This is a genomic window from Corynebacterium sp. HMSC11E11 (genome assembly GCF_001807025.1).
Taxonomy (GTDB): Bacteria; Actinomycetota; Actinomycetes; order Mycobacteriales; family Mycobacteriaceae; genus Corynebacterium; species Corynebacterium freneyi.
Genome location: NZ_KV787158.1, coordinates 64,009 through 87,857 on the forward strand (window position 1 = coordinate 64,009; position 23,849 = coordinate 87,857).

At 69.6% G+C, this 23,849-nt stretch carries 18 protein-coding genes and 1 riboswitch; of the genes, 13 read left to right on the forward strand and 5 right to left on the reverse strand.

The window, feature by feature from the left end:
* Positions 1-36 precede the first annotated feature (36 nt).
* Positions 37-2,067, reverse strand: a complete 2,031-nt coding sequence (locus HMPREF3121_RS09655) for a maltotransferase domain-containing protein (protein ID WP_070522813.1) — start codon at positions 2,065-2,067, stop codon at positions 37-39.
* Positions 2,068-2,319: 252 nt separating this feature from the next.
* Between HMPREF3121_RS09655 and HMPREF3121_RS09660 the strand changes: the two genes are divergently transcribed.
* The 11 genes from HMPREF3121_RS09660 (at position 2,320) to HMPREF3121_RS09710 (ending at position 14,127) form a co-directional block, all read left to right on the forward strand.
* Positions 2,320-3,174 (forward strand): ABC transporter ATP-binding protein, encoded by an 855-nt coding sequence (locus tag HMPREF3121_RS09660; protein WP_070522893.1) that lies wholly within the window; start codon positions 2,320-2,322, stop codon positions 3,172-3,174.
* Between the two features lie 5 nt (positions 3,175-3,179).
* Positions 3,180-4,040: an NUDIX hydrolase gene (locus tag HMPREF3121_RS09665; protein WP_070522895.1), complete on the forward strand. Its 861-nt coding sequence runs from the start codon at positions 3,180-3,182 to the stop codon at positions 4,038-4,040.
* The gene (locus tag HMPREF3121_RS09670; RefSeq protein WP_070522815.1) at positions 4,037-5,299 is read left to right on the forward strand and encodes a THUMP-like domain-containing protein; all 1,263 of its coding nucleotides are present in this window, start codon (positions 4,037-4,039) and stop codon (positions 5,297-5,299) included. The genes HMPREF3121_RS09665 and HMPREF3121_RS09670 overlap by 4 nt, the downstream gene beginning before the upstream one ends.
* 259 nt (positions 5,300-5,558) lie before the next feature.
* Positions 5,559-6,344 (forward strand): electron transfer flavoprotein subunit beta/FixA family protein, encoded by a 786-nt coding sequence (locus HMPREF3121_RS09675; protein ID WP_070522818.1) that lies wholly within the window; start codon positions 5,559-5,561, stop codon positions 6,342-6,344.
* 48 nt (positions 6,345-6,392) lie between these two features.
* Positions 6,393-7,343: an electron transfer flavoprotein subunit alpha/FixB family protein gene (locus HMPREF3121_RS09680; RefSeq protein WP_070522821.1), complete on the forward strand. Its 951-nt coding sequence runs from the start codon at positions 6,393-6,395 to the stop codon at positions 7,341-7,343.
* A 102-nt stretch (positions 7,344-7,445) separates the two neighbouring features.
* Positions 7,446-8,645: a cysteine desulfurase family protein gene (locus tag HMPREF3121_RS09685; protein WP_070522824.1), complete on the forward strand. Its 1,200-nt coding sequence runs from the start codon at positions 7,446-7,448 to the stop codon at positions 8,643-8,645.
* 84 nt (positions 8,646-8,729) lie between these two features.
* A complete protein-coding gene (gene mnmA / locus HMPREF3121_RS09690) occupies positions 8,730-9,866 on the forward strand; it encodes a tRNA 2-thiouridine(34) synthase MnmA (RefSeq protein ID WP_070522827.1) in 1,137 nt (378 codons plus the stop codon).
* Positions 9,863-10,915, forward strand: a complete 1,053-nt coding sequence (locus HMPREF3121_RS09695; protein ID WP_070522829.1) for a uroporphyrinogen decarboxylase/cobalamine-independent methonine synthase family protein — start codon at positions 9,863-9,865, stop codon at positions 10,913-10,915. The genes mnmA and HMPREF3121_RS09695 overlap by 4 nt, the downstream gene beginning before the upstream one ends.
* 20 nt (positions 10,916-10,935) lie before the next feature.
* A riboswitch (cobalamin riboswitch) is annotated at positions 10,936-11,127 on the forward strand.
* A gap of 93 nt (positions 11,128-11,220) precedes the next feature.
* Positions 11,221-12,264 (forward strand): ABC transporter substrate-binding protein, encoded by a 1,044-nt coding sequence (locus HMPREF3121_RS09700; RefSeq protein WP_070522898.1) that lies wholly within the window; start codon positions 11,221-11,223, stop codon positions 12,262-12,264.
* Positions 12,265-12,307: 43 nt separating this feature from the next.
* Positions 12,308-13,345, forward strand: a complete 1,038-nt coding sequence (locus HMPREF3121_RS09705) for a FecCD family ABC transporter permease (RefSeq protein ID WP_070522831.1) — start codon at positions 12,308-12,310, stop codon at positions 13,343-13,345.
* Positions 13,342-14,127: an ABC transporter ATP-binding protein gene (locus tag HMPREF3121_RS09710; RefSeq protein ID WP_070522833.1), complete on the forward strand. Its 786-nt coding sequence runs from the start codon at positions 13,342-13,344 to the stop codon at positions 14,125-14,127. The genes HMPREF3121_RS09705 and HMPREF3121_RS09710 overlap by 4 nt, the downstream gene beginning before the upstream one ends.
* A 3-nt stretch (positions 14,128-14,130) precedes the next feature.
* On the opposite strand, the gene HMPREF3121_RS09715 is transcribed toward HMPREF3121_RS09710, so the two are convergent.
* A complete protein-coding gene (locus tag HMPREF3121_RS09715; protein ID WP_070522836.1) occupies positions 14,131-14,817 on the reverse strand; it encodes a 3'-5' exonuclease in 687 nt (228 codons plus the stop codon).
* 240 nt (positions 14,818-15,057) lie between these two features.
* On the opposite strand from HMPREF3121_RS09715, the gene HMPREF3121_RS09720 reads away from it, so the two are divergent.
* Entirely contained in the window at positions 15,058-17,295 is a 2,238-nt protein-coding gene (locus HMPREF3121_RS09720; RefSeq protein ID WP_070522839.1) for an MMPL family transporter, read from the forward strand.
* Between the two features lie 67 nt (positions 17,296-17,362).
* Positions 17,363-19,486, forward strand: coding sequence for an NAD-dependent DNA ligase LigA (ligA, locus tag HMPREF3121_RS09725; RefSeq protein WP_070522901.1), 2,124 nt, complete (start codon positions 17,363-17,365; stop codon positions 19,484-19,486).
* A gap of 87 nt (positions 19,487-19,573) precedes the next feature.
* Here ligA and HMPREF3121_RS09730 read toward each other — a convergent pair whose 3' ends face one another.
* The 3 genes from HMPREF3121_RS09730 to HMPREF3121_RS09740 form a co-directional block, all read right to left on the reverse strand.
* A complete protein-coding gene (locus HMPREF3121_RS09730; protein ID WP_070522842.1) occupies positions 19,574-21,940 on the reverse strand; it encodes a glycogen/starch/alpha-glucan phosphorylase in 2,367 nt (788 codons plus the stop codon).
* Between the two features lie 63 nt (positions 21,941-22,003).
* Complete coding sequence (locus HMPREF3121_RS09735; RefSeq protein ID WP_070522845.1) at positions 22,004-22,930, reverse strand: bile acid:sodium symporter family protein; 927 nt, start codon at positions 22,928-22,930, stop codon at positions 22,004-22,006.
* A gap of 174 nt (positions 22,931-23,104) precedes the next feature.
* A complete protein-coding gene (locus tag HMPREF3121_RS09740) occupies positions 23,105-23,767 on the reverse strand; it encodes an ACT domain-containing protein (protein WP_070522848.1) in 663 nt (220 codons plus the stop codon).
* Positions 23,768-23,849: the final 82 nt, after the last annotated feature.

Here is a 23,849-nt window from a genome sequence, read left to right on the forward strand (position 1 = left end):
TGCCGGGGTGACCCCGGGTGGGGCCGGGGGCGCCGTTTAGCCCTCGTAGTCGGGGACGTCGCGCCACGCCAGCTTGCGGCGCAGGCTCTCGGGCACGTCGGGCAGCTGGACGATGTGGGCCACGTTCGACCACGGCTCGAGGCGGATGAAGTTCTCCTTGCCCCAGTCGAAGCGCTGCCCGGTGATCAGGTCCTCGACGTCCATGCGGTCGGTGCTGCGGCGGCCGATGGAATTCATGTCGATGTCGAGGATGCCCTCCTGGGCGTTCCACGGATCGAGATTGACGACGACCATGACGGCGTCGCCGGTCAGCGGGTCGATCTTGGAGTACGCCAGCAGATTGTCGTTGCCGATGTCGTGGAAACGCAGGGTCCGCAGCTGCTGCAGGGCCGGGTGCTCGCGGCGCAGGGTGTTGAGCAGGGTGATGAAAGGCTCGAGGGAGTCGCCGGATTCCAGCGCGGCGTCGTAGTCGCGGTGGCGCAGCTGGTACTTCTCGCTGTCCAGGTACTCTTCGGAGCCTTCCTTGACCGGCACGTTTTCGTAGAGCTCGTAGCCGGAGTACATGCCCCACAGCGGCGACATGGTCGACGCCAGCGCGGCGCGGATGGCGAAGGCGGCGCGACCGCCCTTGACCAGGAAGTCGTGGAGGATGTCCGGGGTGTTGACCCACAGGGACGGGCGGGCGATGTCGGTGTGCTTGACGATTTCCTCGCCGAACTCCGTCAGCTCCTTCTTCGTGGTCTTCCACGGGAAGTAGATGTAGGACTGCGTGAAGCCGGCCTTGGCCAGGCCGTACAGGCGGGCCGGGGCGGTGAAGGCCTCGGCGAGGAAGATGACCTCCGGGTTGGTTTCGTGGACGGTCTCGATGAGCCATTCCCAGAAGTTGCCCGGCTTGGTGTGCGGGTTGTCCACGCGGAAGACCTTGACGCCGCGCTTGACCCAGAACTTCACGACGCGCAGAACCTCCGCGTAGAGGCCCTTCGGGTCGTTGTCGAAGTTCAGGGGGTAGATGTCCTGGTACTTCTTCGGCGGGTTCTCGGCGTAGGCGATGGTGCCGTCGGGCAGGACGGTGAACCAGTCCGGGTGCGCCTCGGCCCACGGGTGGTCGGGGGCGCACTGCAGGGCCAGGTCGATGGCGACCTCCAGGCCGCGTTCCTCGGCCGCCTTGACGAACTCGGCGAACTCGTCTTCGCCGCCGAGCTTCGGTTCGATGGCGTCGTGGCCGCCGTCGGCCGAGCCGATGGCCCACGGGGAGCCGACGTCGCCCGGCTCCGCGGTCAGGGTGTTGTTGCGGCCCTTGCGGTTGATTTCGCCGATCGGGTGGATCGGGGGCAGGTAGACGACGTCGAATCCCATGCGGGCGGCGCGGTCGAGCTGGGGGAGGGCGGTGGTGAACGTGCCGTGCAGCAGGTTGCCGTCTTCGTCGAAACCGCCGTTGGAGCGCGGGAAGAACTCGTACCAGGAGCCGAACAGGGCCTCGCGGCGCTCGACGAGGACCTTGCGGGTCTTGCCGCGGGTGAGCAGCTCGCGCAGCGGGTGGAGTTCGAGGATGCCGCGGGTCTCGTCGGACAGGGCCGGGGAAACGCGGGCGCGCAGCTCGGCGTCGGAGCGCAGCGACTGGGCCACGCCGCGCAGGTGCGAGCGGTACACGGTGGCGGCGCCGGTGGCGGCGCGGTCGAACAGGCGGGCGCCGATCTCGAGGTCGTTGGCCAGCTCCTCCGCGGACTGCCCGGCCTCGATCTTCTTGATCACGGCGTTGCGCCAGGTGGCCATCGGGTCGGACCAGGCGTCGACGCGGAAGGTCCACAGGCCGGGGGCGTCGGGGACGAAGGTGGCGTTGACCTGGTTGGGGTCGTGGTCGCTGAAGCGCATGGGGATGCGCTGGGTGCGGGCGGCGAAGGAGGACTCCTTCGGGCCCTTGACGTTCAGCGTCGCATTGAGCGCATCGTGGCCCTCGCGCCAGACGACGGCGAAGACGGGGACGACTTCACCGGCCACCGCCTTGGACGGGGTGGCGCCGCCGTCCACCTGGGGTCGTACGTCATCGATTCCGAGTCGTCCGGTCACCTTGGGGGTCTCCTTCGCGTCGCGTTCGTGTCATCCGATGGTGCGTCCACCGTGCGTCCCCGGCGGCGACCTGCCGGCCGCCGCGGATACTCCCTCCAGCGTAGTGGAGGTTCGCCGATCCCACAGGGGAGGAATTCGCCGGTCGGCCCCGATCGGGTAACACCGGACGCCGCGGCCCGGATGCCGCACGTCGGCCGCCACGCGGGGGAGCGCGTCGGGGCGCGGGGCGGGGAAGTGGGGCACGATGGTGACGTGGCTGACTTTGACTCTGACTTCAACGACGACGACTTCGACGAGGACCTGCTGATCGATTTTCGCGGGGTCTCGCTCAAGCGCGGCGGCCGCACCCTGGTCGGCCCGCTGGATTGGCAGGTCGAGCTCGACGAGCGCTGGGTGGTGCTCGGGCCGAACGGCGCGGGCAAAACGTCGCTGATGCGCGTCGCGGCGGCGGAGGAGTTTCCGTCGTCGGGCGTGGCCCGGGTGATGGGGGAGCGTCTGGGGCGCACGGACATGCGGGACCTGCGCACGATGATCGGCTTGACGTCGTCGGCGCTGGCGCATCGGATTCCCGCCGACGAGAAGGTGGCGGACCTGGTCATCTCGGCGTCGTATTCGGTGTTGGGCCGGTGGCGCGAGACGTACGAGGAGATGGACTTCCGCCAGGCCGCGGACATCCTGGAGAAGATGGGCGCCGAGCATCTGGCGGATCGCACGTGGGGGACGTTGTCGGAGGGCGAGCGCAAGCGGGTGCTCATTTCGCGGGCCCTGATGGTCAATCCGGAGCTGCTGCTTCTCGACGAGCCGGGCGCGGGCCTGGATCTCGGCGGGCGCGAGGATCTGGTGGGCTATCTCGGTGATCTGGCGTTGGATGCGGATGCGCCGGCGATCGTCATGATCACCCACCACGTGGAGGAGATTCCGTTCGGTTTCACCCACGCGATGCTTCTCGACGACGGTGGCGTGGTGGCCCAGGGGCTCATCGACGATGTGCTCACGAGTGAAAATCTGTCGAAGGCCTTCCACCAGTCCATTGCGGTGGATCGCATCGACGGCCGGTTCTTCGCGCGCCGGGCGCGCCGGGCCGGTGCGCACCGGAGGAAGGAGTGACCGGCATGGGTGGTTCGCAGAAGAAGGGTGCCGCGATTCCGGCGACCCCGCGGTTGGCGTCGACGGTGTTGTTGGTGCGCGATTCGGTGCACGGCATCGAGGTGTACGTGCAGGAGCGCGTGAGCACCATGAAGTTCGCGGCGAACATGACGGTGTTCCCGGGCGGCGGGGTCGATGCCCGCGACTTCCCGGGCGACGTCGACGGCGACGGCCACGACAGTCCGAGTTTGGCGTGGTCGGGGCATCCGCCGCAGTGGTGGGCGGAGGCGTTCGACGTCGCGCCGGCGACGGCCCGTGCGTTGGTGTGCGCGGCGGTGCGCGAGACCTTCGAGGAGACGGGAACATTGCTGGCGGCGGATGCGTCGGGGGACGTGGTCGTCGATTCGGGGCGGTTCCATGCCCGGCGCAAGGCGTTGGAGTCCCATGAGCTGTCGTTTTCGGACTTCATGGCGGACGAGGGGCTGTGCCTTCGCTCCGACTTGCTGCGGCCGTGGAGCAATTGGGTGACTCCGGAGGGCATGCCCACGCGCTACGACACGTATTTCTTCCTGGCGGCGCAGCCGGAGGGGCAGATCGCAGACGGTGACACGTCCGAGGCGTCGTCGACGGGGTGGTTCCGGCCGACGGCGCTGATGGAGGGTTGGCGCGACCGCAAGGTCGGTCTCATGCCCCCGACGTGGGCGCAGATCAAGCGGCTGGTGCGGTACACGACGGTGGCCGAGGTCCTTGCCGCGGCGGATTCGGGGCAGGAGCCGCCGCATCGCACGACCAGCGATTTCTTCGGGGACCCGTTCATGGACGAGTTCTTCGCGGTGTCCACGCATCTGGGGCATCTGCGGGATCTCGCCGAGCGGGGTCGCCGGTGAGCCTGTCTTCGGCGGAGGTCCGGGCGCTGCTCGCCGATCCCGGGTTGGCGGGGGCCGCCGCGGGCCTCGAGCTTTCCGACGCCTCCCTCCTGGCCGATCTCACGCACCTGCGGGAATCGCTGGGTGAGTCGGCGGAGTTGGCCCGGGCGGTGGTCGAGTTGGAGCGGGGGCGCCGGTCGACGGCGGGAAAACTGCCCGGGTGGTGGCTGCTGGACTCCGATTCCGCGCAGCAGGCCACGCATGCGGCCGTGGCGCGGGCCCGCGCCGAACGCTTGACGACGGCCGTCGGGGAGGGCGTCGCCCCGGGGGTGCATGACGTCACGTGCTCCATCGGCGCGGAGATCGCCGCGTTGACGGAGTACCGGGCCGAATCCGCCGTCGGCGCGTTTCCCGTGCTGGGGTCCGACCTGGACATGGCGCGAGTGCTCATGGCCCGCCACAATGCTCCGGACGCGCACGTCGTCGTCGCCGATGCGCTGGCCCCGGTGAGCGAGGGGATGATCATCGTCGCCGATCCCGCGCGCCGGGCCGGCGGCCGCCGCATCCTCCGGCCGGAGGATCTCCTGCCGCCGTTGCCCGACCTCATCGACGCCTGGCGTGGCCCGGGCGTCCGCCGCAATCACGAGATGGCCGTCAAATGCGCCCCCGGCATCGACTACTCCGACTGGGAGGGCGAAGCCGCCGTCACCTCGGTCGACGGCGGGGTCAAGGAAGCGTGCCTGTACACGCCGGGACTTGCGGCCACACCTCTGGGGGACGGGGGAGACGTCGTCACGCGAAGCGCCCACCTGCTGCGGACCCGGGGCGAGGGCGCCGTCGGGGAACGCTACGACGACACGATGCCCGACGATTGCGGCGTCGGGGATGCGGGGCGCTGGATCATCGACCCCGACGGGGCGGTCGTGCGCGCCGGGCTGGTGCGCCACTACGCCACCGCGCACGGGCTGCGGCAACTCGACGAACGCATCGCCCACCTCACCGGCGACGCCATCCCGCCCGGGGCCTCCGGATTCGAGGTGCTCGAGCAGGTGCCGCTGAAGAAGGTCAAGCGGGCGCTGGCGGCGCGGGACTGCGCATCGGCGGAGATCCTCGTGCGCGGCGTCGACGTAAATCCGGACGTGCTGCGCAGGCAATGGAAGCTCGGCGGGGCGAAGAAGGGCGGCGGGAAAGGCACGCAGCTCGGCGTCGTGATCACCCGGATCGGGTCGACGGCGACCGCCTTCGTGTGCGGCCAACGGCAGTGGGGACCGGAGTCGTAGAGGCGGGGGTACCCGACGTGCGCCTTTGTCACCCTGCGTTAATGGAGATTCACTCAACTAGAAACGAAAAAATATCGACATTGTTACGTGGATCACCTACAGTTCACCCTTGACTCTGTTACCTTCGACACAGAGGGCGCGCCGACCGGCCGCGGTCACGCAAACACCGTTTCGGGTGCGAACATGACCCGCGCCGCGGGTGCGCCGGATAAATTCATGACACGTTCACAGTCACTCAACCAGTAAGGACGACAGACACATGCCGAACATCGTGGTTCTGGTCAAGCAGGTCCCGGACACCTGGTCCGAGCGCAAGCTCGCCGACGACGACTTCACGCTCGACCGCGAAAGCGCCGACGCCGTGCTCGACGAGATCAACGAGAACGCCGTCGAGGCCGCCCTGCAGCTGAAGGAAGAGCACGGCGGCAACGTCACCGTCGCCACCATCGGCCCGGAGCGCGCCGTCGAGGCCCTCCGCAAGGCCCTGTCCATGGGCGCCGACGACGCCGTCATCCTGTCCGACGACGCCCTGGCCGGCTCCGACGCCATCCAGACCGCGTGGGCCCTGTCCACCGTCATCGACGCCATCGGCGACGTCGACCTCATCATCACCGGCAACGCCTCCACCGACGGCGGCACCGGCACCGTCCCGGCCGTGCTCGGCGTCTACCGCGGCCTGCCGGTCCTCACCCACATGCGCTCCGTCTCCGTCGACGGCTCCACCGTCACCGGCGAGCGCGAGACCGAGGACGGCATCCACCAGCTCAAGGCGAACCTCCCGGCCATCGTGTCGGTGACGGAGAAGGCCAACGAGCCGCGCTTCGCCTCCTTCAAGGGCATCATGGCCGCGAAGAAGAAGCCGGTCCGCGAGCTGACCCTGGCCGACGTCGCCGCCGAGGCCGAGCAGGTCGGCCTGGAGAACGCCGCCACCTCGGTGACCTCCGCGACGCCGAAGCCGCCGAAGACCGCGGGCGAGCGCATCACCGACGAGGGCGACGCCGGCGTGAAGCTGGCCGAGTACCTCAAGGCCCAGAAGTTCATCTAAGCGCCCATCGCGAACACCGCACGAACGAACAGCAGGAGAAGAATCACAATGACCGACGTCCTCGTTCTCGTCGACCACAACGATGGCGAACTGAAGAACACCACCGCCGAGCTCCTCACCGCCGCCCGTGCCTTCGGCACCCCCGCGGCCGTGGTTGTCGGCAAGCCCGGCACCGCCGAGAACTTCGCCGAGACCCTCGGCAAGTACGGTGCCGGCGAGATCCTCGCCGCCGAGTCCGATGAGGCCGGCAAGCACCTGATCACCCCCGAGGTCGGCGTCCTCGTGGGCCTGGCCTCCGAGCGCCAGGTCCCCGTCCTCGTCGCCGCCTCCGCCGCCGGCAAGGAGATCGCCGGCCGCGTCGCCGCCCTGACCGGCTCCGGCGTTCTGTCCGACGTCGTGGAGATCAAGGACGACCGCTCCGTGGTCTACTCGATCTTCGGCGGCGAGTTCATCGTCGAGGGTGCCGGCTACGGCGCCTCCCCGGTCTACGCCCTGCGCCCGGGCTCCGTCGACCCGGTCGAGGCCGCCGCCTCGCCGTCCGTCACCGCCGTGGAGTACCCGGCCGCGGACGACACCGCCGTCGAGATCGTGTCCTTCACCCCGGCCGAGGGCGGCGACCGCCCCGAGCTGACCGAGGCCAAGATCGTCGTCTCCGGTGGCCGCGGCGTCGCGTCCGCCGAGGGCTTCGCCGACGTCGTCGAGCCGATGGCCGACGCCCTCGGTGCCGCGGTCGGCGCCTCCCGCGCCGCCGTCGACGCCGACTACTACCCGGGCCAGTTCCAGGTCGGCCAGACCGGCAAGACCGTGTCCCCGGACCTGTACATCGCCCTGGGCATCTCCGGTGCGATCCAGCACAAGGCGGGCATGCAGACCTCCAAGACCGTCGTCGCCGTCAACAAGGACGAGGAGGCGCCGATCTTCGAAATCGCCGACTTCGGCGTCATCGGCGACCTCTTCAACGTGGCCCCGCAGGCCACCGAGGAGATCAAGAAGGCGTAAGCCTTCCCGATCCGCGAAAGGGGCCGTCCGCAGCATGCGGGCGGCCCCTTCGCCGTGCCCGGTGCACCGGCGAGGCCGCGGCGACGCGCTACTCTGTCCGGGATGTCCAGCACCGATGATTCCCGCACCACCCGGCCGCGCCACCACCTCGACCATGCCGCGACGTCTCCGCTGCGCCCGGCGGCCCGCGAGGCGATGATCGCCGCACTCGGCGCCGGCAACCCCAATTCGCAGTATGCGGAAGGGCGGGCCGCACGGAAGATCCTGGAGGAGGCGCGCGAATCCATCGCCGCCGACCTCGGCGCCGAGCCCGTGGAGGTCGTGTTCACCTCCGGAGGCACCGAGGCCGACAATCTCGGTCTGCGCGGCCTGTACCTGGCGTCGGCGGCGAAGTCGGGCGCGCCCGGCACGGTGGTGACCACTCCCGTCGAGCATGACGCGATCCGCAAGGCCGCCGCGCACTTGGCCGAGCACCATGGCGCCCGCGTCGTGGAGGCCCCGGTGGACGCCGCCGGACGGGTGTGCGTGGGCGCGCTCCGGGAGCCGTGCGCCGACCCCGCCGTCGCCGATGCACCCCACCACGCGTGGACGTGCCAGTGGGCGAACAACGAAACCGGCGCCATCCAGCCCGTGGACGAGTTCATCGCGGCGGCCTCCGACCACGACGCGCCCGTCCACGTCGACGCAGTCCAGGCGGTCGGCCACGTGCCGGTGCATTTCGGACGGTCGGGGGCGGCCACCCTCGCCGCGTCGGCCCACAAGTTCGGCGGCCCGCGCGGAATCGGCGTCCTGCTGGTGCGGCGTTCGACGTCGTTGACCGCGCTCAACGCCGGGGGCGGCCAGGAACGCGGCCTGCGGTCGGGCACTCCGGACGTCGCCGCCGCCGCCGGAATGGCCGCCGCACTGCGCACCGCGACCACGGCGATGGAGGAGGAACGCCGGGCCGTCGTCACGCTCCGGGATCGTCTGCTCGCCGGCATCCGCGACCTCGACGGCATCGTCGTGCACACCACCGAGCCCGCGCTGCCGGGGCACGTCCACGTCAGCGTGACGGGGGCGGAGGGCGACAGCCTCATCATGCTTCTCGACGCCGCCGGGATTTCCGCCGCGACCGGGTCCGCGTGCGCCGCCGGCGTCAACCGGGCCAGCCACGTGCTCGAGGCGATGGGCGTCGACGTCGCGGTGTCGCGCGGTGCGCTGCGGCTGACGCTGGGCTGGGATTCCACGGCCGCCGACGTCGATGCGGTGCTGTCCGTGATGGGTGATACCGTCGCACGGGCGCGCGCGGCGGGCATGGCCTGATCCCGTGCAGTGCGGTGACGGGGGACGACGGAATCGGACGGAATCGGACGAAAACGAAGGGCGAAGCCCACGGGAGGTAGCGCGATGCGGGTGTTGGCGGCGATGAGCGGCGGCGTGGATTCGGCCGTGGCGGCGGCGCGGCTGGTCGATGCCGGCCATGACGTCGTCGGCGTGCACCTGGCGCTGGCCAAGGATCCCGTCACGCTGCGCGCCGGCGCCCGCGGCTGCTGCTCGCTGGAGGATTCCGGCGACGCCCGCCGGGTGGCGGACCTGTTGGGCATCCCGTTTTACGTGTGGGATTTCTCGGAGCGGTTCCGGGCCGAGGTCGTCGACGATTTCATCGATTCCTACGCCCGCGGCGAGACTCCGAACCCGTGCCTGCGCTGCAACGAGCGCATCAAGTTCCAGGCCTTGCTCGACCGTGGGCTGGCGTTGGGGTTCGATGCGGTGGCCACGGGCCATTACGCGTTGGTCGACGACGACGGTCGGCTGCGGCGCGCCGGCGATCCGGCGAAGGACCAGTCGTATGTGCTCGGCGTGCTCGACCGGCATCAGCTGTCGCGGTCGCTGTTTCCCATCGGCGACACCGAGAAGCCGCAGATTCGCGCGGAGGCGGCGGCCCGCGGCATCTCCATCGCGAATAAGCCGGATTCGACGGACATCTGCTTCATCCCCGACGGCGACACCCAGGCGTTTCTGGGCCGTCACATTCCGCGGCGGCCGGGTGCGGTGGTCGACGGTGCGACGGGGGAGAAGCTCGCCGACCACGGCGGCGTCGACGCCTTCACCATCGGCCAGCGCAAGGGCCTCGGGCTGCCGGGTCCCGCCGCCGACGGCAAGCCGCGTTACGTCACGGGCGTCGATGCCGGCACGGGCACGGTGACCGTCGGACGACGCGAGGACCTGGATGTCCGGGTGCTCCACGTCGATCGGGCGGTGTGGCTTTACGACGACGCCGGCGTCGACGCGGGCGGCCCCCCGGCGGAATTCGATGCGGAGGTGCAGGTGCGGGCGCATGGCCGCCCCGTGCCGTGCACCGTGTCGTGGACCGGCCCGGTGGATGCGGCGGGCACCGGAGGGGCGTTCATCTGCGTCCTCGCCGAACCGTTGCGCGGGGTGGCCCCCGGGCAGGCGGCCGTGCTCTACCGCCCCGACGCCGACGGCGACATCGTGCTGGGGTCCGGCACCATCGCGTCGACGGAGAAGGAGGCGGACCGGTGACCGCGTTTTCGGGTCTGGGGCCGCTGCCGGGTACCGACGTGCGCGCGGCGGCGGAGATCCTCGCCGGGGAATGCGGGGCCACTCCACACCTGCCCATCCTCGCCGACCGGGGACTCGGTGCCGACGCCATCGGGCGGACCGGCGCGATCCTGGCGGACCTGTCGATGGACGTCGGCCCGCGGTCGTGGCGCGTGGCCGATCGACCGGGGGCCGCGGCGTCGCTGGCCGCCGACCACCTGGAACGCGACCTCGACGTCTGCGAGGAGTTCTGGGGCGCGACGCCGGAGACCGTCACCGTGCCCGTCGTCGGGCCGTGGACGCTGGCGGCGTCAATCGAGCTGGCCGACGGTCACCGCATGCTGGTCGACCGCGGCGCCGTGTCCTACCTCGCCGCCGCGCTCGCCGAGGGGTTGTCCGCCCACATCGCCGACGTGCGACGGCGGTTCGGGGCGGAGGTGGCCGTCGTCATGCACGAACCCGCTGCCCCGGCGATCGCGGCGGGCCTGGTCGAGGCGGCGGTGGCGGGAACGTCGCTGCCCGCCGTCGGTTACCGCGAAATGGCCGCGCAATGGCGGGTGCTCGCGGCGGAAGGCGCGGGGCTGCCCGACATCGCCATCGCGGTTCCCGGGTTGGTCGCGCGGAGGTCGGGGGAGGGGCCGCGGCCGCCGTCGCTGGAAAAGGCGCTGCTGGAATCCGGTGCCGCTCGAATCGCGCTGCCCATCGGGGCGATCCGTGGCTCGGCCACCCTCGACGAAGTCGGCCGCCTGCGTGCCGCCGGCCTGGATCTGCTGCTCGGCGCCGTGCCAGCGGTCCCGGGCGCCACCGACGAACACACCGGCGCATACCTGGAACCCGAGGCCCGCGACATCGCCGAACGCGTCGGCCGGTTGTGGGACGAACTGTCGTTCCCGCGCGCCGACCTCGTCGACCACGTCGGCGTCACCGTCGACCGCGGTTTCGCCGGTGCGCCCGCGTCGTGGATCGCCCCCGCCTACGCCGCAGGCCGTCGCACCGCGGAATTGATCTCGCGGGCGGCGGGAGACCTGTAGCGCGCCTTTCGGCCGGGGCGATGGCGTTGGAATGCTACGGTTGTCGCGCAAGGAATCGGCGTCAGGGAATCCGGTGTGAATCCGGAACTGTCGCGCAGCGGTGAGAGGGATCCATCCCCCGCATGAGGCCACTGGAGTGCACTGCACGGTCCGGGAAGGCGCGGGGGAGTCGCCTTCGAGTCCGAAGACCCGCCGGTTCGTCATCGACGTCGCATCTCGCGTAAAGATCGCGGCGGTTTTCCACGAAGGTGGACCAATTGAACAAGTTCCCGCTTCGCCCTGCCTCCGCCGCCATCGCCGCCTCGATGGCCCTGCTTCTGGTGTCCTGCTCCGGGACCGACGGCGCCGATGACGCCAACGGCGGCACCGTCAACGCCGACGGCAGCGTCACCGTGGAAAACTGCGGCGAGGAGATGACTTACCCGGCCGATCCGTCGATGCTGGCCTACGACTCGGGAATCATCTCCATCGCCCTCGCCGCCGGTGCGGGCGACAACCTGTCCGCGGTGGCGTCGGTCGGGAAGGCCCACGACACCCTGGCCGCCAAGTACGGTGCCGACGTCATCGACGGCTTCGACGTGATTTCGGACAAGCAGCCCACGCTCGAACAGGTGGTGTCGCTGCAGCCCGACATCTACTTCGCCGGCTGGAACTACGGACTGTCGGAAGGCCTCGGCGTGACGCCGGACCTGCTGGACCAGCGCGACATCGCCACGTACCTGCTCACGGAGTCCTGCCGACAGGAGGGCACCGACCACCGCGGTCTCGTCGAACCGTGGGAGGCGCTGGACATCGATCTGCGCAACATCGGCGCGATCGCGGGCGACTCCGAGCTGGCCGAATCCGTCATCGACGACATCGATGACCGGCTGAAGAAGCTGAACGACGCTCCGCAGCCGGAGCAGACCCCCACCCTGTTCGTCTTCGACTCCGGCACCGACGCGATCGTCACGTCCGGCAAGTTCGGCGCGCCTCAAGCGATCATCGAGGCCGCCGGCGCCCGCAACCAGACCGAGGACCTCGCCGACTCCTGGGTGCAGGTCGGTTGGGAGTCCCTCGCCGCCGACGCCCCCGACGCCTTCGTGTTCGTCGACTACGAGGGGCAGTCGCTGGAGGACAAGATCAAGATCCTGAAGAACCACCCGCTGACCCGCGACCTGCCGGCGGTCAAGGAAGACCGCTTCATCAACCTCAACTACTCGATGTGGGTGTCCTCGCCGCTCAACATCGACGCCGCCGAGCACGTTCGCAAGGGACTCGAGAAGTTCGGCCTCGTGCCGGAGTCGGACATCGAGCCGGCGATGACGCTGCCCGAGAGCCTGGACGGACGGGAGTACTTCACCCGGTAGCCGCCACGCTACGGGACACCGGAGAAAAGCGAGGTTTTCGAAAGTGCGGAGCAAGGCGGCGACGCCGCTTCTCGTGTTTTTGTTGGCGGCGCTGACCGCCGTCAGCTTCGTCGCGTCGTTGACGTTCGGTTCGGTGAGTTACTCGCTGTCGGACGTGTGGTCGGTGCTCGCGGCCCAGTTTTCGGGCACGGTGCACCCCGACCGCGCCGTCAACGACATCGTGTGGGAGCTGCGCGCGCCCCGCGGGCTGATGGCGATCATCGTCGGCGCGGGGTTGGCGATGGCAGGCGTCGCCATGCAGACGTTGGTGCGCAACCCGTTGGCAGACCCCTATCTGCTCGGCATTTCCTCGGGCGCGAGCGTCGGTGCGACGGCCGTGATCACCCTGGGGGCGTTTTCCAGTTTCGGCATCTGGGCATTGTCCGGTGGCGCGTTGGTCGGCGCGATCGCGGCCACCGCCACCGTGTATTTGGTGACGATGTTGCAGGGCGGCATCACCCCGCTGCGGCTGATTTTGTCGGGCGTCGTGCTGTCGTCGGCGTTCTCGGCGGTGGCGAGCCTGCTGGTGTTCAAGGCACCCGATTCCCGCTCGGCGCAGTCGGTGCTGTTCTGGATGCTCGGGTCCGTGTCGGGCGCGCAATGGGACCGGCTGCTGCTGCCGCTGCTCGTTCTCGTGCCCGCGGTGATCCTGATGTTCATGTTGAGCCCGCGCCTCGACGCGCTGTCCGCCGGCCCCGAAACCGCGGCGGCGCTGGGCGTGCGGGTCGGGCTGCTGCGCAAGGTGCTGTTCGCGGTGCAGGCGCTGTTGGTCGGCGCGATGGTGGCCGTGGCCGGTGGCATCGGCTTCGTCGGCCTGGTCATCCCGCATTTCGCCCGTCTCGTGGTGGGGTCGGTTCATCGCCGGGTCATCCCCGTCGCCGTGTTCGGCGGCGCGCTGTTCCTGCTGTGGGTGGACGTCTTGGCCCGTCTCATCGCGCCGCCGCAGGAGATTCCGCTGGGAGTGGTCACGGGCGTCATCGGCGCCCCGGTGTTCCTGCTGCTGATGGGCCGTTCCCGATACCGTTTTGGAGGACAGTCATGAGCGGGTCGAGCAACGCCGAGATCCTCGAAGTCGAGTCGGTGGCCGTCGACGTGGGGCGGCGTCGCCTGCTGTCGGACGTGACCTTCACCGCCACGCCCGGTTCGCTGACGGCCATCGTCGGCGTCAACGGCATCGGCAAGTCGACGCTGATGCGCGCCTTGGCCGGGATCACCCCGCCGGCTTCCGGACGGGTGCTGTACGGGGGCCGCGACGTCGCCGGCATGCGTCCGAGGGAGCGCGCGCGGTTGGTGGGCTTCGTGGGGCAGGATGAGCGTCCGCCCGGGGAGCTCACCGCCGCGGAATTCGTCGCACTCGGCCGCCTGCCGCACATGAATCCGTGGGATCTCGGCGGCAAGTCCGAACATGCGGCCGTGCGGGAGGCGCTGGAGCTCATGGGCGTCGATGCCCGGGCCGATGCGATGTGCGATCAGTTGTCCGGTGGCCAGGTGCGGCGGGTCGTGCTGGCCCGGGGGTTGGCGCAGGAAACCGGGCTGCTGCTTCTCGACGAACCGACCAACCACTTGGACGTGCACCATCAGCTTCACCTGATCGAGGTGCTGCGAGGCTCCGGTCGGACGGTCGTGGCGAACATCCACGACCTGGATCTGGCCATGGCGCACTTCGATCGGGTCGTGTTGCTCCACGACCGTGCCGTGCTGCGGGACGGGGATCCGGCGCACGTGTTGGCGCCGGAGGCGGTGCGGGAGGCTTTCGCGGTGGAGAGTCTGGTGGTGCGTCCGGAGGAATCCGCGCGCCCGCACCTGGTCATCGAATCGCTGTAGGGATCACCGTTCCGGTTCGTCGATGGGCCAGCCGCCGATGCGGAAATCGGACACGTCGCGGCCTTGACCGACCAGCCAATCCCGCAACGAGGACTGCGATTCGAAGTGGGACACGGCCTGGTATTCCATGAGCTCGTCGCCGTCCATCTCGGCCAGGTCCGGCCACACCTTCTTGCTCATCACCCAGGCCAGGCGGGCGGCGGCCAGGGCGTCGGCGGTGGCCTCGTGTGCGTTGTCCAGGCGGACCCGGTAGTGCTCGCACACGTTTCCCAGCGTGCGCTTGCCCCTGCGGTGCGTGTCCCGCGCGCGGTCGATGACGAGCGGGTCGAAGACCAGGCCGTCGACGGTGAAATCCGGTTGCCGTGAGCGCAGCACCGTCAGGTCGTAGGCGGCGTTGTAGGCCACCAGCGTCAGTCCGTCGCTCCACGCCCGCCGAATGGCCGCGATGGTGTCGGCCAGGACCTCGTCGTGCGGGCGGCCGTGCTCGCGGGCGTACTCGGTGGTGATGCCGTGCACCCGGGCGGCGCCCTCGGGGATCTCCACACCCGGATCCGCGAGCAATTCCTCCGTCTGCGGCGGCCCGCCGTCGATGCGGACCAGCGCCGAGGTCACGATCCGGCATTCGTGCGGGTCGGTGCCCGTCGTCTCCAGGTCGAAGGCGAACATCCTGCCCGCGTCGAAGGTGGTCATGGGCACCACTTTAAACGGGTCCCCGGATTCGGGGCGGCCCGGGTGGAGGGGTCGACGGAGGGGTCGGCGGAGGGGGCGCGATTCCCCACGGTCGGGTGGTTGCCGCGGTGCAGCGTTCGGCTTCGGATGGGGGATCGCCTAATGTCGTTGTCGAAGTTATCGACGGTGCGTCGATAACATTCGTTTTCCGTTTCGGCGCGACTGATGTCGACGCGATTGATTTCGAAAGGCGTCCCACCCATGTACGAGTCATTCCTCCGTGCCGCGTTCGGCACGAAGAAGAGGGCCTGGGCGGTGATCGTCGCCTGGGTTCTGCTGGTCGGGGTCCTCGCGGCGATGGCCCCCGGCATCGACGACGTCAAGGCGGCCGGCGATGACGGCGCCCCGGCCGATTCCCCGTCGGTCATGGCCGAAGAGCGGTTGCGCGAGGAGTTCCCCGGCCGCGACGACGTCCTGCCGGCGATCATCACCGTGCAGGCGGGCAGCGAGAAGGCGGCCGGCGATGCCGCGGCCGCGGTCACCGCGCATTTCCGCGACTCCGCGGGCGACCGGACCCTGGCGCCGATCTCGGCGTCCTGCGCGGAGCCGGGGTCCGGACTGCGCCCCGGCCGCGATTGCATGCCCGCGGGGGAGGAGGGCACGCGTTCCGACGACGGCCGCACCCGGTCGCTCATCGTGCCCGTCGTCGGCGATCCGACGACCGAGGAGTTCCGCGACGGCGTCGACGCCATGCGCACAGCCGCAGCCGACGTCGCCGCCGATGCCGCAGAGGGGGCGACGACGCACCTGACCGGCCCGGCGGGCATCGCCACCGACACGGTGAAGGTCTTCGCCTCCGGTGACCGGGTGCTGCTGTTCGGCACCATCCTGCTGGTGTTCGTCATCCTCATCGCGGTCTACCGCTCGCCGGTGATGGCGATCCTGCCGCTGGTCGCCGTCGGCGTGGCCATGCGCCTGGCGGAATCGGTCGGCGCCCTGCTCGCCGACGCCGGCGCCATCGTCATTTCCTCGCAGACCGCGTCGATCATGACCGTCCTGCTGTTCGGCGTGGGCACCGACTACGCGCTGATCATCAACGCCCGTTACCGCGAGGCGCTGGCCGCCGACCGCGACGCCGGTCGTCCCCGCGACCCCCACGGCGCGATGGTCGCCGCGATGGGCCGCACTGGAGAGGTGCTCGCGTCGTCGGCGGGCACGATCATCCTGGCGATGATGGCCCTGCTGTGCACGTCCTCTCCGTCGCTGCAGGGCTTCGGCCCGTACCTGGCCATCGGCGTGGGCTCCATGGCCGTCGTCGCCGCGACGTTCCTGCCCGCCCTGCTGCTGGTCGCCGGCCGTTCGGTGTTCTGGCCGGGCGGCGAGCAGCGCGCCCTGCGACGGGTGGATTCGCCCCTGTGGGAGAAGATCTCGTCGTTCGTCGATGCGCGTCCGAAGGCCGTGCTCGCCGGTGCGCTGGCCCTGCTCGTCGTCCTGTCGGCGGGCCTGGTCGGCTACAAGGAGTCGTACAACTTCCTCACCGGCTTCCGCGTGGACACCGATTCCGCCGCCGGTCAGCAGGTCATCGCCGAGGAACTGGGCGTCGGCGAAATCGCGCCGGTGACTCTTCTGGTCGAGGGCCGGGGCATCGACGCCGCCGCGCTCGAGTCGGCCGCCGGGGCGTTGCCGGACAGCCTGCCGGACACGGTGGCGCGGGCCACCGCCGGCGAGCGCGACGTGGCGGAGTCCGGCGATGTCGGGCGCCTGAACGTCATCCTCGCGGTCGACCCGTACGAACCGGAGGCGATGGATTCGTTGCCCGCGCTGGAGGACGCCGCCCGCGACGCCCTGGCCGACGCCGGGGTGGAGGAGGTCGAGGTCGCCGCCACCGGCGAGACGGCCACTTCCGCGGACATCCGCTCGGCTCTCGAGTCGGACACGCTGCTGCTCATTCCGCTGATCCTCGGCATCATCGGCCTGGTTCTGGGGCTGCTGCTGCGGAGCATCCTCGCCCCGGCGTACCTGGTGGCCACGCTGGCGCTGTCGTTCGTGGCGACCGTCGGCCTGACGACGTTCATCGCGGTGACCCTGCAGGGCGACTCGGGCATCGGCAATCGCGTCACCGCCTACATCCTGGTGTTCCTCACCGCGCTGGGCGTGGATTACACGATCTTCCTCATGTCGCGCGTGCGGCAGGAGCTGGCGCATTCGGGCATGCGCGAGGCGTTGCGGACGTCGCTGGTGCGCACCGGCGGGGTGGTGTCCTCGGCCGGCCTCATCCTGGCGGCGACGTTCTCGGTGCTAATGACGCAGCCGATCCGCGAGCTGCACCAGTTCGGTCTGGCCATGGCGTTGGGCATTCTGCTGGACACGTTCGTGGTGCGCCCGCTGCTCGTCCCGGCCATCGTGCGTCTCATCGGCGACCGTGCGCTGTGGCCGATCGTCCCGGCGAAGTCGGAGGCCCCGGCGGACGGCGGGAAGGCGATCCGCGCGACCGCCTAGAATCGGCGCCGTGACCGATCCCACCGAAGACATCGTCGACTCCATCCCCGACAGCGCGCGCGATCCACTGTCCGACGCCCCCGCCCCCGAGGCCGCCGGCCCCGAGGTGCGGCGGGCGTGGGAGGAGTTGGCGGCAGAGATCCGCGACCATTCGGCGAAGTACTACACCGGCCAGCCGGTCATCTCCGACGCCGAATACGACGCGCTGTTTCGCCGGCTGCAGGAAATGGAGGCGGAGCATCCGGAGCTCGCCGTGCCGGACAGCCCCACCCAGCAGGTCGGCGCCCGCGTCGACGCGCCCGCCGACGGGGTGGCCTTCGAGCCGGTCGAGCACCTCCAGCGCTTGTACAGCCTGGACAACGTCTTCGACGAGGCCGAGCTGCGGGACTGGCTGGCCCGCACCCCGGCATCGGCCTATCTGACGGAACTCAAGATCGACGGCCTGTCCATCGACCTGATCTACGAAAACGGCCGCCTGGTCCGGGCGGCGACGCGGGGCGACGGCCGCGTCGGCGAGAACGTCACCGCCAACGCCCGCACCATCGCCGACATCCCGCATGAACTCGAGCTTTCCGACGAGTACCCGATTCCCGACGTGCTCGAGGTCCGCGGTGAGGTCTACATCCCCGTCGGCGAGTTCGACGGGCTCAACGCCGACCGTGCGGCGGCGGGTCAGCGCACCTTCGCCAATCCCCGCAACGCCGCGGCCGGTTCGCTGCGGCAGAAGGACCCGGCGGAGACGGCCAAGCGTCCGCTGGCGATGATCTGCCACGGCATCGGCCACGTCGAGGGGTGGCGGCCGGAGACCCAGCACGACGCGTACCTGGCGCTGGCGGCCTGGGGCCTCCACGTGTCGCCGTACACGGAGAAGGTGGAGGACCCGGAAGACGTCGTCAAGCGCGTCCTGTACTGGGGCGAACACCGACACGACGCCGAGCATGAGATGGACGGCCTGGTGGTGAAGGTCGATGCGCTGGCCGAACAGCGCGCGCTGGGTGCGACGTCGCGGGCGCCGCGGTGGGCGATCGCGTTCAAGTACCCGCCGGAGGAGGTCACCACCGAGCTGCTGGACATCCGCGTGTCCATCGGCCGCACGGGCCGCGCCACCCCGTACGCCGTGATGCGCCCGGTGACGGTGGCCGGTTCGACCGTCGAGATGGCCACCCTGCACAATCCCACCGAGGTCACGCGCAAGGGAGTGCTCATCGGCGACCGGGTGACCATCCGCAAGGCCGGCGACGTCATCCCGGAGGTGCTCGGGCCGGTCGTCGACGTGCGCGACGGCACCGAGCGGGAGTTCATCTACCCGACGCTGTGCCCCGAATGCGGCACCCGCCTGGCGCCGGCGAAGGAGGACGACGCCGACTGGCGCTGCCCGAACACCCGGTACTGCCCGGGGCAGCTGCGGCGGCGCGTCGAGTTCCTGGCGTCACGTGGCGGCTTCGACATCGAGCACCTGGGCGAGCGCGGCGCGGCCGACCTCATTCACCGCGGCGTGCTTTCCGACGAGGGCGACCTCTTCGACCTCACCGCCGACGACCTCGCCCGCACCGAGGTCTACACCACCGCCGCCAAGAAAAAACCAGGCGACGACGGCATACCGCGGGGCCCCCTCAACGCCAACGGCCGGAAGCTGCTCGACTTCATCGAGGCCGCGAAGTCCCGCGAGCTGTGGCGGGTGCTGGTGAGCCTGTCCATCCGTCACGTCGGCCCGACCGCCGCCCGCGCCCTGGCGCAGCGGTTCGGGTCGATGGACGCAATCCGCGCCGCGTCGCGCGAGGAGTTGGCGGACACCGACGGCGTCGGCGGGATCATCGCCGATTCGGTCATCGCGTGGTTCGCGGTCGACTGGCACCGCGAGGTCGTGGAGAAGTGGGAGGCCGCCGGCGTGCGGATGGTCGACGAGGTGTCCGATCGTCCCGAGCAGGTGCTCGAGGGGCTGACCGTCGTGGTGACGGGGTCGCTGGAGGATTTCACCCGTGACAGCGCCAAGGAGGCCATCCTCGTCCGCGGCGGCAAGGCGGCGGGGTCGGTGTCGAAGAAGACTTCGGTGGTCGTCGTCGGCGACAACGCGGGTTCGAAGGCCACGAAGGCCGAGGAGCTGGGCGTGCCGATCCTCGACGAGGCGGGTTTCCACCGCTTGCTTGCCGACGGCGCGGCGGCGATCCGCTCGGCCGACTCCGCCGAGTGACGTCAAGACGCGAAAAGCCGGGCCCCGCGCAGATGCGGGGCCCGGCTTTCGTCTGGACCAGTCGATCCGAACTACATGTGATCCGAACTACTTGATCGGGGTGGCCTTGATCTTCCACACCTCGTCGGCGTAGTCGCGGATGGTGCGGTCGGAGGAGAAGCGACCCGAACGGATGATGTTCAGGAAGCACATGCGCGCCCACTTCAGCTCGTCGCGGTAGTCCTCGGCCATGCGGTCGCGGGTCTCGCGGTAGTCGGTGAAATCGCCCAGGACGTAGTACACGTCGGCCGGCTCGTAGCCGGGGGAGTTGAGCAGCGAGTGGTGCAGGTCGTGGAACATGCCCGATCCGCCGTCGGAGAACGTGCCGTCGATCAGGGAGTCCAGCGCCCGCTTCAGGCCCGGCACCGACTCGTAGACCGCGCGCGGGTCGTAGGTCTTGCGAAGCTCCGGCAGCTCCTCTTCCTTCGCGCCGAAGATGTAGGCGTTGTCGTCGCCGACGGCCTCGACGATCTCGACGTTGGCGCCGTCGAGGGTGCCCAGGGTCAGGGCGCCGTTCATCATGAACTTCATGTTGCCCGTGCCCGAGGCCTCCTTGCCGGCCGTGGAGATCTGCTCGGAGATGTCGGTGGCCGGGATGATGTGCTCGGCGGGGGAGACGTTGTAGTTCTCGACGAACACGACCTTGAGTTTGTCGCCGATCTCCGGGTCGTTGTTCACCAGGTCCGCGATGGAGTTGATGAACTTGATGATCGCCTTCGCCCGGACGTAGCCCGGGGCCGCCTTCGCGCCGAAGATGGCCACGCGCGGCACGACGTCCCACTCCGGGTCGTCCTTGATGCGGTAGTACAGGTCCAGGATGTACAGGGCGTTGAGCAGCTGGCGCTTGTACTCGTGGAGGCGCTTGATCTGCGAGTCGAAGATCGCGTCGGGCGAGATCTCGACGCCCTGGCGGGCCTTGATCCACGCGGCGAAGTCTTCCTTGTTGCCGTGCTTGATGGCCATGACCTCGCGCAGGACGTCCTCGTCGTCGGCGAACTTCTCCAGCTCGGCGAGCTTGTCCAGGTCGGTGACCCAGTCGTCGGATCCCGACAGGCGGGTCAGCAGCTGCGGCAGGCGCGGGTTGCACTGGTTGAGCCAGCGGCGCGGGGTGACGCCGTTGGTCTTGTTGTTGAACTTCTCCGGCCAGATGTCGTGCCACACGCCGAGGGTTTCGCGCTTGATGATCTCGGTGTGCAGCGCCGCGACGCCGTTGATGGAGTACGCGGTGTAGCAGGCGATCCAGGCCATGTGGATGAAGCCGTTGGAGATCGGCGCCATGTAGTCGATGGTGCCGTGGTCGATGCCGCGCTCGGCGAGGTCGAGGCGGAAACGGCGGTCGATTTCCTGGATGATCTCGAGCACGCGGCGGAACAGGCGCTCGAAGATGGAGAATTCCCAGGTCTCCAGGGCCTCGGCCAGCACGGTGTGGTTGGTGTAGGCGAAGGTCTTGGAGGTGATGTCCCAGGCCTTGTCCCAGCCGAGGCCGTGCTCGTCGAGAAGCAGTCGCATCAGTTCGGGGATGGCGAGCACCGGGTGGGTGTCGTTGAGCTGGACGCAGTTGTACTCGGCGAAGGAGTCGAGGGAGCCGTGGTTGTCCAGGTGGGAGTCGATCATCGCCTGGAGGGAGGCGGAGACGAAGAAGTACTGCTGGCGGACGCGCAGCACCTTGCCCTCGTAGGTGGAGTCGTTGGGGTAGAGCACGCGGCACAGGTCGTGGACGCGTTCGCGCTCGACGATGGCGTCGGTGAAGCGCTGGGAGTTGAAGGCGTCGTAGTCGAACTCGCGCATCGGCTCGGAGTTCCACAGGCGCAGGGTGCCGACGTTGTCGGTGCCGTAGCCGGTGATCGGCATGTCGTGGGGGACGGCGCGGACGGTGAGGTCGTCGAATCGCACGATGCGGGACTCGTCCTCGCGGCGGACGACGAAGGGGTAGCCCTCTTCCATCCACGGGTCGGGGTGTTCGTCCTGGAAGCCGTCTTCGAAGGTCTGCTTGAACAGGCCGTAGCGGTAGAGGATGCCGTAGCCGGTGGCCGGCAGGTCCTGGGTGGCGCAGGAGTCGAGGAAGCAGGCGGCGAGTCGGCCGAGGCCGCCGTTGCCCAGCGCGGCGTCGTGCTCGGCTTCGAGGATGTCGGTGAGGTTCTTGCCGTAGGCGGCGACCGCCTCTTCGGCTTCGTCGACCAGGCCGAGGTTGAGCAGGTTGTTCAGCAGGGCGCGGCCCATAAGGAATTCTGCCGAGAAGTAGTGCTGCTGCCGGGTGGCGGCGTAGGCGCGGGTGGTGGCTTCCCAATCGTCGGCGAGGTGGTCGACGACGACGCGGGACATGCCGGACCAGAATTCCATCTCGGAGGAGGCTTCGGGCGTGCGGCCGGATTCGGCGCGCACGTGGGAGGCGAGGCGATCAGTGAAATTCGTCATGGGGCTTTGGATCTCCGATTGCGGGGGTGGGCGGGCGTCGGTGGACGCAGGCGGACTCCGACATTACCCCGCAATGCGGTCGGTCTCGCGCCGAGCGTTCCGGTCGGGGTTGCTTTGCGACGCCGACGTGGCGATCATCCGGCGTCCGATGGCGATGACGGCGATTGCGGTGACGTACATGACGATGGAGTAGACGGCGGCGGGCACGGCGAATTCCTCGTCGCGGACGACGGTCAGCGCGATGACGAGTCCGAGGGTGGAGTTCTTGATGCCGTATTCGACGGCCAGCGCCAGCTGGGAGGCGCGGTCGACGCGGGCGATCCACGCCAGTGCGCCGCCGACGAGAATGACGGCGATGTTGAACACGAGCACGGCCGGGCCGGTGACGATGGTCATGTCGATGATCTCCCCGCCGAGGTCGACGGCGACGGCGCCGATGGCCAGCAGCAGGACCAGCGCGCCGAAAACGGACATGCCGCGCTCGAGCTTGGCGGCGAGTTCCGGCTTCTTGGCGCGGATGACCATGCCGATGGCCACGGGGATGAGGATGATGCCGATGAGCAGGCCGAAGGTCTGGCCCAGCGGCACCGAGACGGAGAGTTCGGTGGCGCCGGGGAGAATGCGGCCCGCGACGTCGAGCCAGCCGGGCAGGGTGACGATGATCACCAGCGACGCGACGACGGTGAGGATGATCGACAGGGCGACGTTGCCGCGCGCCAGGTAGGTGACCAGGTTCGACGTCGATCCGCCGGGGCAGGCGGCGACGAGGACGAGGCCCAGCGCCATGATCGGCGGAAGGTCCATGACCAGCGCCACCGCGATGCCGATGGCGGGCACCAGGAACACTTGGCCGAGCGTGCCGATGATGGTGGCCCGCGGCGTGCGGGCCTGTTCCCGGAAGTCGGCGAGCGTCAGGCTCAGCCCGATGCCCACCATGATGACCGCGAGGGCCACCGGCAATCCGATGGCGATGACCGGGCTGTCCTGCATGCGTCGACGACCTTCCCCTTGGCTTGCGGCACCCGCCGATGACGGGCACATGGTTTTGCGGGGGATGGTATTCGCGTCGAGGGTGGTTGTGGGTGAAAAACGAAAACTTGGTCGCCTTTTGTGTCGTGCGCCCCATGCCCGTGGCTCGGGCGCGGCGGTTCCGGCGTGGCGACTCTAGTCCAGGATCGCGCCGACGATGTCGCCGATGCGGCCGAGGTGGGCGACCTCCGACGGGAGGAAGTCCGGGCCGCCGGGGCGGCCGATGACCAGCGTCCAGCCCTTGCCCATGGGTGCGGCGGCGAGGGAGGACTCCATGAGCGTCCACGACGGGGGAATCCACTGCTCGTTGTCTACGTCGAGGCGGCGCGGGGAATCCACCGGCGGCTCGGACAGCGTGCGACCGTCATCGGCGGGGGCGGCCATGGACGCCACCACGCGGCGGGTGCCACCGGAGGAGTGGCCGAGCACCAGCGCCCAGCCGGCGGTCATGGTGCGGGGCAGGCCGTCGACGAGCTCGCCCAGCGCACGCTGCGGCTGATTGCGGTGCCGCGACAGATCGGCGAGCATCGCGATCTGGCCGCGGCGGTCGACCGACCCGGAAAACGGGCGAATCGAATCGACTTCGACTCCGTCGAGTGACTGCGCCGCGCTGATGAGGGTGTCCGGCAGGCTGCCGCCGGGCAACTCCACCACGATGTCGTCCACGACCGTCCCGTCGGCGCCGTGCTCCACCACGTCGACGGAACGGATGTCCCCGCCCGTGTCGCCGAGCGCCGCCGCCAGCAGGCCCAAAGAGCCCGGGGCGTCGGGGATTTGCACTCGCAAGAGATAGGACATGGGTTACGGGAACCTTTCGTGGCGGCCGCCACCAGGGGCGATCCCGGGTGACGCCGGCCGGTATGGTCAAGACGGATCACAA

Coding starts and splice junctions, on each gene's coding strand:
- HMPREF3121_RS09665 (WP_070522895.1), top strand. CDS start 3,180: ATGGGTGGTTCGCAGAAGAAGGGTGCCGCGATTCCGGCGACCCCGCGG.
- HMPREF3121_RS09675 (WP_070522818.1), top strand. CDS start 5,559: ATGCCGAACATCGTGGTTCTGGTCAAGCAGGTCCCGGACACCTGGTCC.
- HMPREF3121_RS09680 (WP_070522821.1), top strand. CDS start 6,393: ATGACCGACGTCCTCGTTCTCGTCGACCACAACGATGGCGAACTGAAG.
- HMPREF3121_RS09685 (WP_070522824.1), top strand. CDS start 7,446: ATGTCCAGCACCGATGATTCCCGCACCACCCGGCCGCGCCACCACCTC.
- mnmA (WP_070522827.1), top strand. CDS start 8,730: ATGCGGGTGTTGGCGGCGATGAGCGGCGGCGTGGATTCGGCCGTGGCG.
- HMPREF3121_RS09700 (WP_070522898.1), top strand. CDS start 11,221: ATGGCCCTGCTTCTGGTGTCCTGCTCCGGGACCGACGGCGCCGATGAC.
- HMPREF3121_RS09710 (WP_070522833.1), top strand. CDS start 13,342: ATGAGCGGGTCGAGCAACGCCGAGATCCTCGAAGTCGAGTCGGTGGCC.
- HMPREF3121_RS09715 (WP_070522836.1), bottom strand. CDS start 14,817: ATGACCACCTTCGACGCGGGCAGGATGTTCGCCTTCGACCTGGAGACG.
- HMPREF3121_RS09720 (WP_070522839.1), top strand. CDS start 15,058: ATGTACGAGTCATTCCTCCGTGCCGCGTTCGGCACGAAGAAGAGGGCC.
- HMPREF3121_RS09730 (WP_070522842.1), bottom strand. CDS start 21,940: ATGACGAATTTCACTGATCGCCTCGCCTCCCACGTGCGCGCCGAATCC.
- HMPREF3121_RS09735 (WP_070522845.1), bottom strand. CDS start 22,930: ATGCAGGACAGCCCGGTCATCGCCATCGGATTGCCGGTGGCCCTCGCG.
- HMPREF3121_RS09740 (WP_070522848.1), bottom strand. CDS start 23,767: ATGTCCTATCTCTTGCGAGTGCAAATCCCCGACGCCCCGGGCTCTTTG.